We start from the raw sequence: 13,445 nt of genomic DNA, 5'->3' as shown, positions 1-13,445 counted from the left end.
CTACTTCTAATCATCGTCCTTGTTAGCAAACACACTCGGATCGATGCGCGAGTCGAGACCATCATCCTGGGTGAAGCCGTCATGTGAAACCGGCAAGGGCTTGGACGGCAGCAGTGCCAAGATGATCATAGACAGCAGCGCCGCCCATTCCACCAGGCTCTGGGCCGTCGAGCCGCTTTTCATCAGCTGCGCGCCACCGTACACAATGAGTTGAATGGGAAATATCCACCACGGGATTCCGCCATCGCGATAGCGCCGAACCGTTAAACCAATGCTCGGCAGAATCACGGCGACGTAGAACACGACCACCAGCACCAGAAAAATCACCAGGCCCGCCCCAAGGCTGGCAAACAGTTTCTTGGGATCGATTCCCTGGCTGCTGCCGGCGATGGCGCCAACCACCGCGCCGAGGAACGCGATCAACACGATGATGGATAAAATGGTCTGAAACAGCGAGATCCACCAGTATTCACTCCGACTGGACCGCCCCTTGAAATTCACATAATTGCCAAAAAACGCCTTGATCGACGTGAAGCCGGTCGCGCGGTAGTACCGATTGTGCGCCGCGACTTGCTCCGGTTGTTCAGATTTGATTGCCATTTGGTTTTCTCCTTCAAGCTCTGATGATTACTTCTCTTATCTAGTACCAATCAGCCTTCAGTATATGGGCGGTCAGGATCATCACGACTGATATTATTCCCGGCCGTCGCTGACTTGGAAGATGACGTTGGCTGAGACCGAGATGGCTTGAGGGCCAAAATCAGAAACAGCGTTAAAATCAATATCGTTAAAGACACCGCTCCAGTAAGAAATCTTTCTGCACTTGGCGCGTTTGGTATGAAGTATGACACTAGATTCAAAGTCAGGATAATGACATAGAACCACCACGGAATACCGGCATCGCGTGAACGCCGGATAAACAGCGTGATGCTTGGCAAGCCAATCACTACGAACAATATAATTAACAGCCCACCACCCAGTCCGCCGAATAATTGATCTAACTTTAGGCCATTAGTCAGCTCACTGCTGCTGCCGATGAGCGACACGGTTAATGTCGTCGCAACGACGCTGACCAGGGCAGCAACCAGTAACGCGGGGCCCCAGTACTCGCTTCGGCTGGACCGTCCTTTGAAGTTCAGACAATTACCCCAAAACGCGATCAAGACTGTCACACCCGTCGCACGATAATACCGATTATGGGCACTGATTTGTTCTACGTGCGTCGATTTGATTGCCATTCCCCATACCCCCTTAACTAACTGCACCGAGTGAAGCATACCATGAGCAACGGCCTATAACAATATGATTTATCCCATTACACAATATTCGTTCGTCTTTATATCGCTTTCTTTAGGTTCAGAGCGTCTACTACTCGACTGTGCCCTCCAAAACAGCCTTGCCGGATATAAAAATAACGGCCTGCCCCTCACGGAGCAAGCCGTTATTCATGCTACTGCAATTCCTTAGGCCGCGGCGCCAGGACCACGTTGGCGCCCATCGACATCAACCCATTAAACGTCTCTTCGCAGTCGGTCAGGTCAAAACCTTGCTTGCCTGTCGGCTCCGGAAATCTCACGGTGGTGATCGGTGCCACTTCATTCAGGTACTCCAGCGCGGCCGGGGTGTCGGTTTTCAACCCATCGTCCCACCAAAACAGCACCGGGTTCTTGCTGACCATCAGACTGACCTTGAACTCCATGTGACTCGTCCCCTTCCCATTGATGAAAACGCTTTATCCACATCTAGGATAACGCATGTTAGGGGTGAAATGCGAATCATATGCTCAGGGTGTCGCCGTTTTTTTAGCTCACGACGGCCTCCGCCTCGCGCAGCCAGCCGTCCTGCATGTTGTAAAGGTGGTCGGCAAACGGGATGAGCCGCGTGTCGTGGGTGACGACCACGACGGCCTTGTTACGCTTAATCGCGAGGTCCTTGAGCAGCGCCCCGACCACCTCGACGCGGGCACTGTCGAGCGCCGCGGTCGGTTCATCGGCCAAAATGATTGCCGGGTCCGGGTACAGGGCCCGCGCGATGGCAACACGCTGCTGCTGGCCGCCGGAAAGCTCACCGGGGTACTTGTGCACCAGGTTTTGAATGCCTAGGGTTGCCAGCACCTCATCAAGCTGTTCCTTCGACAAGTTGCCGTTTGGCTTGACCCGGTCGACCAGCTTGAACTGGTCAGCGACGGTCAGGTACGGCAGCAGGTGGTAGGCCTGGAGCACAAAACCGATGGCATCCAGGCGCAAGGCGTCGCGCTGCTTTTTGGAGCGCTCGGTGTACTTGACGCCGTTGACCTCAACGCTGCCACTGGTCGGCGTCAGCAGGCCACCGGCAATCGTCAAAAAGGTGCTTTTCCCGGAGCCGGACGGCCCCATGATGAGACTCAGTGAGCCGGCGTCCGCCTCAAAACTGACGTCGTGGAGCGCCTCGACCCGGGCGGTGCCGGTGCCGAATACCTGGCTCACGTGTGAGACTGAAAATGAATTTTTCATGCGACTTAACCTCCAATAACGGAAACGGGATCAACGCTCAGCACCGATTTAATCGGAATCAAACTCCCCAGCAGCGCCATGACCAGCAGTCCCAGGCCCACTTCGGCCAGCGCCGGAATGTCGAAGGCCATCGGCACGGCGCTCGGCATCACGGCCGCCGTCGCGATGGTTAACACGGTCGCCAGCACTAAGCCGGACAGCACCAGCAGGAGCGACTGCGATACCGTGGCGCCGACCAGCACCTTGCTGGGGATCCCCTGCGCGCGCAGCACCGCGTAATTCGGCAGCTTTTGCATCGTCAGGATGTACAGGAACACCGCAATGATGATCAGCGAGATCACCATCAAAAACCCGATCATCAAAATAAAGGTCGCGTTTTGCGCGGAGTACCCGGGCAACTTATTGATGACCTGCTGCTTGGTGTAGGTTTTCACGCCCGCATTCGTATTTTTGTAGGTCTTGCTTTGCGAGATCACCGCCGAGCCGACCGGACCCGCCTTGATGCCGCGCAACGCGGACCAGCTGCTCAGGCGGCCGTAAACAACTGGCGCGATGTTCAGCTTGGCCTTATCGGTGAAGCCGACAATGGTGAACTTATCCTTGTAATCATTCAGCTGCAGCTTGTCGCCGAGCTTGTAGCCGGCGTTCTTGAACGCGGTGTCGACCACGACCTCGTTGCCTTTTTGCACGTTGCGGCCGGCCGTCAGCTTCAAATTTTTGTAGATGAACTGACTCGACTTCAGCCCCAGGAACACGGCGGACTGCTGCTTTTGGCCCTTGGCCTTGGCGACCACGCTGGTTTCGCCCAGCAGCGCCTCCTTGTTCGACAGCTTGCCAACCTGTTTTTGGGTCAGGAACGACTGGCGCATGTCGGTGTTCGCGTCGGCGTTCAGCACGATGCGCTGCGCCTGCCAGCCATTGATGGCGTCGGTGTTTTGCTGCGCGAGGCCCAGCGCCAGGCTGGTCAGGATGAAGATCAGATACCCGATCAGGACGATCATGAAAATGATCAGGCCCGAGCGCAGTTTTTCTTTTTTGATTTCTTTAAGTGCTAAAAACATGACCTCATTCTCCTTCACTGCCGCGCGTCAAGGCGATGCGCAGCTGTGCGATCCGGGCCTCAGCGGTGTCCGGCGCCAACATAATGTCCTTGACAGTTTGGTGGTACAGCACGGTGAACGCCCACTGCTTCGCGTCGCCGCCCGGAATCAGCCGCGTTGGCGCCTCGCCCAGGTAGCCTTCGTTGTAGCGAAAATGCTGCTGAATCAGTTCGCGGTACTCGCACTGGCTGGTGGTTTCAACAAACTGGCGCAGCGCTGCGATGTACTCGTCGACGTTGCCGGCGGTCGGCCGCTGGGGCATTCCCCGGTGAATCACGCCCATCGCGATGCCGAACAGGTACTGGTACGCGTCGGTCAGGTCGGTGAAGTACTTGTAAAACGCGCCGCGCGCAATGCCGGCGTCCTTCACAATCCGCGCCACCTGGGCGTCCGCCAGCGGGTAATGGGAAAATTCATTCAGCAGCGCCTGGCGGATGCGCGCTCGTTTTTCTTCGTCTAAATGTTCAAAAGTGGGTAATACCAAGGGTTGATCCTCGCTTTCTGTGGGGGTGACGACGTGTCACCACCTGTCGATGTTGATTAGTATACGCGTCGGTGACACCGTGTCAACTTTTTTGCCTTAATTATTTTCAGAAAGTTTTTTGAAAAGTGAGTTGACACTCACTTTTTAGTCGGGTATAGTGATCGGCGTTGAGTGAGTCACCACTCACCAAGGAGACGATACGAATGACAACTAGATTAATTGATTTGAAACACCTGCAAAAGAAGTTCGGTAAGCAAACCGTGCTGGCAGACGTTTCACTGCACGTGGACGCAGGCCAGATCCTCGGGCTCATTGGCCCCAGCGGCGCCGGCAAATCCACGGCGATCAAAACCGCGCTGGGCATGGAAGTCGCAGATGGCGGCGAGGCCCTCGTGCTCGCCACGCACATGCCTAACCGCGCGCTTTTGGGCCGCATCGGGTACATGGCCCAGGATGATTCACTGTACGACGCCCTCACCGGCGAGGAGAACCTGCGCTTTTTCGGCCGCATGAAAGGGGTCAAAAAGGACACGCTGGCTGCCAACATCGCGCATGTCGCCGACGTCGTGGACCTCACGCCCGACCTCAAAAAGCGCGTTTCCGGCTACTCAGGCGGTATGCGGCGCCGGCTGTCGCTCGCCATTGCCCTGCTCGGTGACCCCGAGCTGCTGGTGCTGGATGAACCGACCGTCGGCATTGACCCGGCGCTGCGGCGCAAGATCTGGCACGAGCTGCATCAACTGCGCGACGCCGGCCGCGGCGTGCTGATCACCACCCACGTGATGGACGAGGCCGAGCTCACTGACGAGGTCGCGCTGCTGCTCGATGGCAAGGTCATGGCCTACGATGCGCCGGCCAAGCTCGAGGCACAGTACCAGGTCAAGACGATCGAAGAAGTCTTCTTAAAAGCGGAAGGGGTGGGTTAATATGCGCGCACTTTATATTGCCCGCCGCGTGATGACTGAGCTCATTCGCGACAAGCGCACCTTGGCGCTGATGTTTGTGGCGCCAGTGCTGATCATGTTTTTGATGAAGCTGATTTTTACGCAAAGCGCCTCAACCAGTGTCAAAGTCGCCACCGTTGACTTGAACAACAACGTCCGCACCACGCTGAACGACGTCAAGCACGTGACGGTAACCAAAAAGAGCAGCGATGCCAGCGCGCAACAAGCGTTGCGGAATCAAAAGGTCGACGCCGTGATTCACGAAACCAGCGCCAGCCATTACACCATCACCTACGCCAACACCGATGCCACCAAGACCAGCCTGGTCAAGGCCGGCTTCAATGCGGCGCTGACCCAAAACGGCATGAAGACGCTGAAGCAAACGACCGTCAAGCTGAGCAGGACCGTCAGCCAAATGGCGACCACCATCGCGAAGCTGTCCCCGCATGCGGCCGCGGCCATGAAGCATCCCGAAGCCAAGGCCCAACTGCGCACCAAGATCAAGAGCCGCTACAACTACGGCGATAAGAACACCGGCTTTTTTGACAAAATCGTGCCGATCCTGATGGGCTTTTTCGTCTTCTTCTTCGTGTTCCTGATTTCCGGCATGGCGCTGCTCAAGGAGCGCACGACTGGCACGCTGGACCGCCTGCTGGCCACCCCGGTGCGCCGCGGTGAGATCGTGCTGGGCTACATGATCAGCTATGGCATCCTGGCCATGATTCAAACCGTCATCATCGTGCTGACCACAGTTGGCTTCATGGGCGTTGAAATCACCGGGACGCTGGGTGCGGTCATGGTCATCAACTTCCTGCTTGCCCTCGTCGCGCTGGCGTTCGGTATCCTGATGTCGACGCTGGCGGAATCCGAATTCCAGATGATGCAGTTTATCCCCATCATCGTCATCCCCCAAGTCTTTTTCTCCGGCATCGTGCCGCTGGATTCGTTGGCGAGCTGGGTCAAAGACATCTCCTACGTGCTGCCGCTGACTTACGCCGGCCACGCGATGACGCAGATCATCATGTACGGCACCAAGCTCACGAGCCTGGGGCTCGACATCGGCGTGCTTCTGCTTTTCCTGCTGGTCCTGACCGGCCTGAACGTCCGCGGCATGCGGCGGTATCGCAAGGTGTGATAAACTGATCGCAGCAATAAGGAGGCCGCCATGCAAGTCAATTCAGTTGAAACATTATTGGCCAACAGCCTGGCAAAGTCAGACTTGTCCCAAAAACAGCAGAACGTGCTGAAGGCCTGCCTGAAGCTTTTTTCCGAGCAAGGCTACGATCGCACCACGACCGCCGACATCGCGAAGCTGGCGGGCGTTTCAGAAGGGACCGTGTACAAGCATTTTAAAAATAAACGCGAGATCCTCGACGCTTTGCTTGAGCCGCTGAAAGCCAGCGTGCTCCCCGCCGTCGCCGATGAATTTGTCGCCGAAACAGCCAAGCAACACTTCGACTCGCTGGAAGCCGCACTGCGGTTTCTCGTCAGTGACCGCATGCGCTTTGTCCTGGACAACCGGTTGATCATACGCGTCTTTCTGCAAGAAGTCCTGGTCAACACCGACTTGTTCGACAGTGCCCTGGCAATGGCCAAGCAACGCTTTGTCCCGGCCGTCCTGCCCATGCTGGCAAACTTCAGCCAGCCCCAGCATCCCCTCACCCTCGAGTCCTTTCGGCCGATATTCGGCCTGATGCTGACGTACCTGTTGCCAGTTATCCTGAAACCAGAACTGCAACTCGATGTTGACCAGGCAACGGATCAAATCTTGCTAGAGGTCACGCCGCTACTCTTTGCTAAATAGCCAAACAGCACCACCGGCCCTTTTCGCAACCGAAAAAGGACGGTGGTGCTTTAGCGTCAGCCGGGCCTTCTGTTTCACGTGAAACTTGCGGCCTCCCTCACGATGCGGTCGTACACCTGCGCCTGGGGTTGCACATGATTACCTGGGAGCGGTAAATTACTGCAGCCGAACCGACTGTGAAGGCGTATGATTAACTCCAACAAAGTGCAACCACGCACTAGCATCAAAGGAGTTTTTACTATGACCGAAACCCAAATCATCCCCGTCACCGCTGACCAGATCCCCACGCTAGTGCACCTAGCCCGCACCACGTTTGCCGATACCTTCAATGCCAACACGGCCCCAGCCGACATGGCGGCTTTTCTAGATACGGCTTACTCGCCAGAACAGCTCACCCGGGAGCTGAACACGCCGGGCACGACCTTCTGGTTCATCACGGTCGATGGCACGCCCGCCGGCTACCTCAAACTCAACGTCGACGGCGCCGTAACCAGCGATGTGCAGGCGAAAAATGCACTGGAGCTGGAACGAATCTACATTTTGCCGGCGTACAAGCACCAGGGCCTCGGCAGCAAGCTCTACGCCCACGCCTTGAAAATGGCAAAGGATCAGCACAAGGACACCATCGCGCTCGGCGTCTGGGAGCACAACGAGCCGGCCAAGGCCTTTTACACCGCACGCGGCTTCCACAAAGTCGGCGAGCACGCTTTTGTCGTCGGCAACGACCCCCAGCACGACTGGCTGATGGAAGCGACGATGTAGTACCATCCCCTACCCATCTTGCGGAATTAAAAAGCTCTCCTCACGTTTGCGCATTCCTGCATAGACATGGGGAGAGCTTTGCTGTTGACTGAATCTGATCACCATTTAATGGAACGTGATGGGGACGCTGGTGATTCCGCGGACTGCAGTGCCTTTTATCTCTCACAACCTACGCGAAGAACCAGTTGCTGGCGTCTGCGTAGACTTTCTCGACTGTCTCGGGCTTGTCGTCGCCCGGCAGATCTGCACTGCTCTTGAGGCCGGTCCGGGCCAGGACGTAGCACAAGCCCTGGTAGCTTTCGCGGTATGAAGCCAGCTCCTGCGTGTCGATCTGAATAGGCTGGCCAGGGACGACCGGCACCAACTCGTCGCGTTCGTAAATGCAATCGCCGGACAGGATCTTCCAGACCCCGTTTTGCTTCTCCAACCGGGTGAAAATGCGCGCGTAGGAGTGCAGATCAACAGCCTGGCCGTCCAGCTTGATGCGCGGTGACAACATCATCACCGTCATCTCACCGATGGCCTTGGTTCCTTTGACCCAGACAGTAGTGTAATTGATTTTGTGTTTCGACCCGCCGCCGTTGGCCTGCGCCAATTTTTCAAAGTAACCCTTTGCCGGGCCGTCGTACCAGGACACATGAATCTGGGCGTCATCACTGTAGCAGGCCGCTTCTTGGGCATACAACCCGTTGTCGCGGGTGTAACGTTCGTACTCGAGAAGTTCGCGGATCTCGGCCCGGTCGGCGAGTGCTTGCTTGTCGGCTTGATCCAGCGGGGCATCATAGAATTTTTTATCAGTCATCACAAAAACCTCCTAAATGTTGAGTGCGTTATACATGATCACAAACGGTGTGCCGGCGATTTGGTGGGTGCGCGGGTGCATGGAGTCACTATCGGTGACTGGTCCAGTCGGCATCTGTGTGATCGGCGTGTCGGTCTGGTCGCCGCCCGCCTTGATGTCGGCGACGCCTTGAAGCAAAGTACTGAGCACGTGCGGCGGAAACGCGTCAACGCGGTGACCGCTGTAAAGCTGCGCGTCATCCCCGACCAGGTGTTGAAGCTTAGCCAACCCATTCGCCCAAACGGTGAGCGAGGCACAGCGCGTATCGTAAAGCTCGCTCATGGTCAGGGTAGCCAGGCTGTCACCAGTAAAGCCCAAGTGACGGTCAACGTCGACAAACACCATGCTGCCGGCGGAATGGCCTGGCAGAGCTAATGCGGTCAGCGTGGTGCCGCCAAGGTCGAAGCGGTCGCCATCATGCAGCGGCCGATAGCTGAAACTGGTGTCTTGCGGTTCTTCGGCCTTCATGTGAGCAACCAGTTCAGCGTTGTGGCCACTGGCAACGTCGATCGCGTGCAGGCGAAAGCGCGGATCAAACGCGGCCTTCATCACTGCGTCGTCAGCGGGATTCATGTAAACCTGGTCGAACAGCTCTGCCCCGCCAGTATGGTCAGGGTCACCGTGCGTGAGCAGGCAGATCACGGGGAGTGGGGTGATTTTACGGATTTCCTTCAGCAGGTCCCGGTCAATACCGAACCCGGCATCGATCATTGCGGCCAGCTGAGTGCCGACCACGAGCTGCTGGGAGAACTTGATGGGGCGATCTGTAATGTTTTCGCTGATGTTGTAGACCCCATCGGTCACTTGAGTCACCGTATAGAGATTTTTCATAAGCGGCCCCCTTAGTTCAAGTGCAGCAACGCGGCTGCATTTTGATTGGCGATTTTTTCCTGATCGGCCTTCGTTAAGTCGGATTCGGTCAGAAACTTTTGCGCGTCCGCCGGGTGATTGTAGGGGTAATCCAGCGAGTACAACAGGTGATCGGCGCCGACCTCAGTCATGGCCAGCGTCAGCTGCGCCGGGAAGAACATGCCGCTTGGGGTGATGTAAAAGTTGTCCCGGTAGGTTTGGCTGATGCTGCGATCGAGGTGAACGGTTAGGCCCAACGTTTGGTCCATCCGCTCAAGGAAGTTCGGGACCATCTCGCCCCAGTGGCCGGTGATGATTTTGAGGCGTGGGTGGCGATCTAACACGCCAGCGAGGATCAGGCGAATCATCTGCACGCCGAGGTCTTCGTGCCAGCCCCAGCCGGCGCCGGCAAAGGTGAAGGCAGTCAGTTCCGACCAGCCTTGGCCTTGATAGTAATGCTCACTGATTTCTTCAGGGATCACGGCTGGGTGGAAGTAAAGCGGCACATCGAGTTCTTCAGCCTTGGCGAAAATCGGCTCGTACATCGGATCGTCGAACATGTGCCCATCGTAGTAACCGTGAATCATTGCGCCTTGCAGGCCGAGTTGCTTGACGGCGCGTTCGAGTTCCGCGGCGGCCGCTTCGGGATCGCCAACCGGCAGCGTCGCCCAGCCGCCAAGGCGGTCGGGATGGGCGCTGATGGCCTTCGCTAAATCGTCATTGGCCATTTTGCAAAGGTCAATGGCCACATTCGGATCCAGATTCTGCGGCGTGTCATCGCCGTAGCCCATGATCTGCATCTGAATCCCGTTTTGATCCATGAAGGCCAGGCGCTGATCGCCGGCGCTGATGAGCTCGGTGTTGTCGCGTTTAGTCTTCGCAACAAATTCTTCAATGCTGTGGTCATTCGGATTCTTGTGCGGATTGGCCGGCTTTGGCATGTACGGCTTGGCGGCTTCGTTGACGCGCTGTGATTCCCAGTGTTCTTCTAGTGTGATTAATTTCATATTGGTTGCCTCCTGATTGAATAAACCCATTGTATGAGGCGGCGCCTACTAAAAATAGCCGCGTTTGTTGTCAAACACGGCTATTGTGTCATTTTTCTTCGAATTGGGGTTATAGGCCGCGGAAAATCTTGGCCGGCACCGGCAGCATTTTCTGAAAAATCGTGATCAACTGACTGCGGCTCAGCTCAGGGTGTTCGTTGACGACATCGGCAAAAGCGAGATACATGCGCGCCAGCAGATCGATCATGACCCCCTTCATCGGGATGTTGGTCCCTTCAATACTGCTCACGCGCCGAATCTCTCGACTAAGATACGCAACGATGAGATCGCCGGCGTGGGCCCAGCGGACCATGGCGATCAAGTCGCGATGCGCGAGCAGCAAATCGACCGTCAAAGGCGCCCCTTCATCACTGGGATCGAGGGCTTGATCGGCTTTTTGCAGGGCCGAATTGATGACCCGGGCGACGGTCACTTCGATAATTTCGCCAATACTGTCGTAATGCTGATAATAGGTCTGGCGGGCGATTTTGGCCGTTTGACACAGGGCGCTCACGCTAATGCTGGCAAACGCCTCGCCGGCCTCAAAGTGCTGTTTCAAGGCGGCGAACAGCTTGTCCTGGGTCGCCTGCAGCCGCTTGTCCGGCGCCTGGTAATAGGCGACTGGAATGTGAACTTTACTCATGACGCACCCTCCCTTGGTCGATGCAGCAATTGCCAGACTTTACATCCATTATACGGTCTAAATTATCATGAAGCAGCCGCGGTCGGTTGGTAGCTTGACTATACGCTACATCATCGCATCCAAAAAGACGTGCGCGGTCGGCCACAGTTGTCCCGCTTTTGGCCAGATCAAACTGGCGTGTCCTTCCAGCTGTGGTTTCAGCGGAACGAATAGCAGATCCGTCCCTGCCATATTGACGATGCTATCCAAGCACACGGCCACACCGAGCCTAGCCCCAACCATGCGCGACGCGTTATACAGCAAATTGTAAGTTACGACCAAGTGGGCCGTTCGCGCCTGATGGAAGTCCTGCGCATGGAATCCGCTCAGGACCACAGCCACATCCGCATCGTGACGATTTACCCCGCTTTGATCAAGACCGAGCTCTTGACCCCCATCACGGACGAGGGGGTCGGCGCTAACATGAAGCACGAGTACGACACCTACGAGATCACCGCGGATCGTATCGCCAAGGTCGTCGAATTCGCCATCGACATGCCCGAAGACACCAACGTCAACGAGTTCACCGTTGGGCCGACGAACCAGCCGTGGTAACGGCCGCACTCAGCTAACAATGTGCACACTTCTATGAGGCAATCCTTAGTCTCTCTTTCTTCAAGAGTAAGTGGAACCGGACGTAATAAATAAGAGTTACACAAGTGAAACTACACCACAGGTCAGGCGCGATTCTCACGCCACCAACCCTGTGGTGTTTTCGGTGGTGACGCGAACCAAATCTGCATCAGATTATTCCGGCCCAGAAAAAAATCCGGAAAATCCGCTTGCCTTACACCTACTGTAATGGACTAAGCTACTTCTTGAGCAATCAGGTTTGCCCACGAAGGAGGTCGATCATTTGAACAAAGCCCTAATTGCCTATTACTCCTGGTCCGGTCACACAGCGGCCTTGGCTAAGCGGCTGCAGGCTCAAACTCATGCAGATCTATATGAGATCAAAGCCCCTGCAGACACCTTTTCAGCTGACATGTACGAAACCTCTGACATTGCGAAAGCGCAACTAAAGGCTGATCAATTGCCGCCATTGGCTGACCAGCTGCCGGACCTGAGCAAATACGCCACCATCTTGGTTGGCGGTCCAGTCTGGTCTGGTGCGCCGTCAACGCCAGTTTTGAGCTTCTTAACCGCAATTCCAGATGATGATGTTCGACTCGCCCCGTTCTATACCGACGCCGGTACGCCCGGCGATTACGAGGCAGTCTTCAAGCGCGCCGCGGGTCAGCACTCAGTCACAGCTGGCCTGGGCCTGCCAGGTTCAAAAGTGGCCACTGCCCAGACGCAAATTCAGCAATGGTTAAACCAACTATAAGGAGCAAAGAAAAATGAAAACGACAGTATTTGAAGCACCCGGCAAAGTTGTCCTCAAAGATTTTCCCATGCCAGAAATTCAAGAACCCAAGGACGCCGTCGTCAAAATCCTGCGGGCCTGCGTCTGCGGCTCTGACCTCTGGTGGTTCCGCGGTCTCGACAAGCGCGAAACGGGCACCACGGTTGGGCATGAAGCCATTGGCATCGTGCAATCGGTTGGCGATGGGGTCACCCACGTTCAGCCCGGCGACTTCGTTATCTTACCGTTCACGCATGGCTGCGGGCACTGTGCCGCCTGCAAGGCCGGCTTCGAAGGCAACTGCCTGAATGCCAAGGGCCATGGCAGCAGCGGCTTTCAGGGCGAGTACGTTCGCTACACCGAGGCTGACTGGTCTCTGGTCAAGATTCCGGGGCAGCCTGAGGATTACACCGATGAGCAGCTCAATGACCTGCTGGCCCTCTCTGACGTCATGGCCACTGGATACCACGCGGCGGCCAGCGCCGAAGTTCACCCAGGCGACACGGTCGTGGTCATGGGTGATGGTGCGGTCGGCCTGTGCGGCGTAATTGCCGCCAAGCTAATGGGGGCAACGCGGATTATCGCGATGAGCCGTCACACCGATCGCCAAGCCATGGCCCGCGAATTTGGTGCCACTGACATTGTTGAGGAACGCGGCGACGAGGCCGTTGCCAAGGTCCTCGCCATGACCGATGGCGGCGCTGACGCCGTGCTGGAATGTGTCGGCACTGCGCTTTCCGTTGATACCGCGATCAAGGTCGCGCGGCCGGGTGCCATTGTCGGCCGCGTTGGCGTGCCACAAGAAGCGACCAATGCGAACGCGACGCCGTTTTGGACCAACGTTGGCCTGCGCGGCGGTATCGCCAGCGTGACGACATACGACCGCGGTGTGTTGCTTGACGCGGTCCTGCAGGGCAAAATTCACCCCGGCCACGTCTTCACCCAGCGCTTTGACCTCGCAGATGTACAGTCTGCCTATGAAGCCATGGACAACCGTGACGCCATCAAATCCTTGCTGATCGTCAGCAAGTAATTAACGAGCCACTCGCTGCCTAATCCAGAAAAAATGCACGCTCACCTTGCCTGGTGGGCGTGC

Annotated in this window: 17 protein-coding genes and 1 pseudogene; 7 read left to right on the top strand and 11 right to left on the bottom strand. The window is 56.5% G+C overall.

What is annotated here, in order from left to right:
* Positions 1 to 6 precede the first annotated feature (6 nt).
* From EKM86_RS03455 to EKM86_RS03430, 6 genes are all read right to left on the bottom strand, one after another.
* Entirely contained in the window at positions 7 to 600 is a 594-nt protein-coding gene (locus EKM86_RS03455) for a DUF805 domain-containing protein (protein WP_125755120.1), read from the bottom strand.
* A 50-nt stretch (positions 601 to 650) separates the two neighbouring features.
* Complete coding sequence (locus EKM86_RS03450; protein WP_164506149.1) at positions 651 to 1,238, bottom strand: DUF805 domain-containing protein; 588 nt, start codon at positions 1,236 to 1,238, stop codon at positions 651 to 653.
* Positions 1,239 to 1,450: 212 nt separating this feature from the next.
* The gene (locus EKM86_RS03445; protein WP_125755118.1) at positions 1,451 to 1,699 is read right to left on the bottom strand and encodes a hypothetical protein; all 249 of its coding nucleotides are present in this window, start codon (positions 1,697 to 1,699) and stop codon (positions 1,451 to 1,453) included.
* Positions 1,700 to 1,802: 103 nt separating this feature from the next.
* Positions 1,803 to 2,492: an ABC transporter ATP-binding protein gene (locus EKM86_RS03440; protein WP_125755117.1), complete on the bottom strand. Its 690-nt coding sequence runs from the start codon at positions 2,490 to 2,492 to the stop codon at positions 1,803 to 1,805.
* A gap of 5 nt (positions 2,493 to 2,497) precedes the next feature.
* A complete protein-coding gene (locus EKM86_RS03435; RefSeq protein WP_125755116.1) occupies positions 2,498 to 3,553 on the bottom strand; it encodes an FtsX-like permease family protein in 1,056 nt (351 codons plus the stop codon).
* Between the two features lie 4 nt (positions 3,554 to 3,557).
* On the bottom strand, positions 3,558 to 4,076 hold the full coding sequence (locus EKM86_RS03430) for a TetR/AcrR family transcriptional regulator (RefSeq protein WP_125755115.1): 519 nt from the start codon (positions 4,074 to 4,076) through the stop codon (positions 3,558 to 3,560).
* Positions 4,077 to 4,279: 203 nt separating this feature from the next.
* Here EKM86_RS03430 and EKM86_RS03425 point away from each other — a divergent pair, with 203 nt between their 5' ends.
* The 4 genes from EKM86_RS03425 to EKM86_RS03410 all read left to right on the top strand — a co-directional run bounded on the left by EKM86_RS03425 (position 4,280) and on the right by EKM86_RS03410 (position 7,586).
* The gene (locus EKM86_RS03425; protein ID WP_125755114.1) at positions 4,280 to 5,002 is read left to right on the top strand and encodes an ABC transporter ATP-binding protein; all 723 of its coding nucleotides are present in this window, start codon (positions 4,280 to 4,282) and stop codon (positions 5,000 to 5,002) included.
* A gap of 1 nt (position 5,003) precedes the next feature.
* Positions 5,004 to 6,155: an ABC transporter permease gene (locus EKM86_RS03420; protein WP_125755113.1), complete on the top strand. Its 1,152-nt coding sequence runs from the start codon at positions 5,004 to 5,006 to the stop codon at positions 6,153 to 6,155.
* A gap of 30 nt (positions 6,156 to 6,185) precedes the next feature.
* A complete protein-coding gene (locus tag EKM86_RS03415; RefSeq protein ID WP_125755112.1) occupies positions 6,186 to 6,824 on the top strand; it encodes a TetR/AcrR family transcriptional regulator in 639 nt (212 codons plus the stop codon).
* A gap of 240 nt (positions 6,825 to 7,064) precedes the next feature.
* The gene (locus tag EKM86_RS03410) at positions 7,065 to 7,586 is read left to right on the top strand and encodes a GNAT family N-acetyltransferase (protein WP_125755111.1); all 522 of its coding nucleotides are present in this window, start codon (positions 7,065 to 7,067) and stop codon (positions 7,584 to 7,586) included.
* Between the two features lie 169 nt (positions 7,587 to 7,755).
* Here EKM86_RS03410 and EKM86_RS03405 read toward each other — a convergent pair whose 3' ends face one another.
* The 5 genes from EKM86_RS03405 to EKM86_RS12555 form a co-directional block, all read right to left on the bottom strand.
* The gene (locus tag EKM86_RS03405) at positions 7,756 to 8,388 is read right to left on the bottom strand and encodes a nuclear transport factor 2 family protein (RefSeq protein WP_125755110.1); all 633 of its coding nucleotides are present in this window, start codon (positions 8,386 to 8,388) and stop codon (positions 7,756 to 7,758) included.
* A gap of 12 nt (positions 8,389 to 8,400) precedes the next feature.
* Entirely contained in the window at positions 8,401 to 9,258 is an 858-nt protein-coding gene (locus tag EKM86_RS03400; RefSeq protein WP_125755109.1) for an MBL fold metallo-hydrolase, read from the bottom strand.
* A gap of 11 nt (positions 9,259 to 9,269) precedes the next feature.
* Positions 9,270 to 10,283, bottom strand: coding sequence for an amidohydrolase family protein (locus tag EKM86_RS03395; protein ID WP_164506148.1), 1,014 nt, complete (start codon positions 10,281 to 10,283; stop codon positions 9,270 to 9,272).
* A gap of 109 nt (positions 10,284 to 10,392) precedes the next feature.
* Positions 10,393 to 10,965: a hypothetical protein gene (locus tag EKM86_RS03390; RefSeq protein ID WP_125755107.1), complete on the bottom strand. Its 573-nt coding sequence runs from the start codon at positions 10,963 to 10,965 to the stop codon at positions 10,393 to 10,395.
* Between the two features lie 105 nt (positions 10,966 to 11,070).
* Complete coding sequence (locus EKM86_RS12555) at positions 11,071 to 11,196, bottom strand: hypothetical protein (protein WP_263853472.1); 126 nt, start codon at positions 11,194 to 11,196, stop codon at positions 11,071 to 11,073.
* Between the two features lie 85 nt (positions 11,197 to 11,281).
* On the opposite strand from EKM86_RS12555, the pseudogene EKM86_RS03385 reads away from it, so the two are divergent.
* The 3 genes and pseudogenes from EKM86_RS03385 to EKM86_RS03375 form a co-directional block, all read left to right on the top strand.
* Positions 11,282 to 11,559: pseudogene (locus EKM86_RS03385) on the top strand (SDR family oxidoreductase); the annotation flags it as partial.
* 301 nt (positions 11,560 to 11,860) lie between these two features.
* Positions 11,861 to 12,331, top strand: coding sequence for a flavodoxin (locus tag EKM86_RS03380; RefSeq protein ID WP_125755106.1), 471 nt, complete (start codon positions 11,861 to 11,863; stop codon positions 12,329 to 12,331).
* A gap of 13 nt (positions 12,332 to 12,344) precedes the next feature.
* Positions 12,345 to 13,382 carry a zinc-dependent alcohol dehydrogenase family protein gene (locus EKM86_RS03375; protein WP_125755105.1) on the top strand — a complete coding sequence of 346 codons (1,038 nt, stop codon included), beginning with the start codon at positions 12,345 to 12,347 and terminating at the stop codon, positions 13,380 to 13,382.
* The last annotated feature ends 63 nt before the right edge of the window (positions 13,383 to 13,445 follow it).

Origin of the sequence: Lacticaseibacillus hegangensis (genome assembly GCF_003946465.1) — a bacterium.
Lineage (GTDB): Bacteria > Bacillota > Bacilli > Lactobacillales > Lactobacillaceae > Lacticaseibacillus > Lacticaseibacillus hegangensis.
This window is presented reverse-complemented; position numbering and strand designations above follow the sequence as displayed.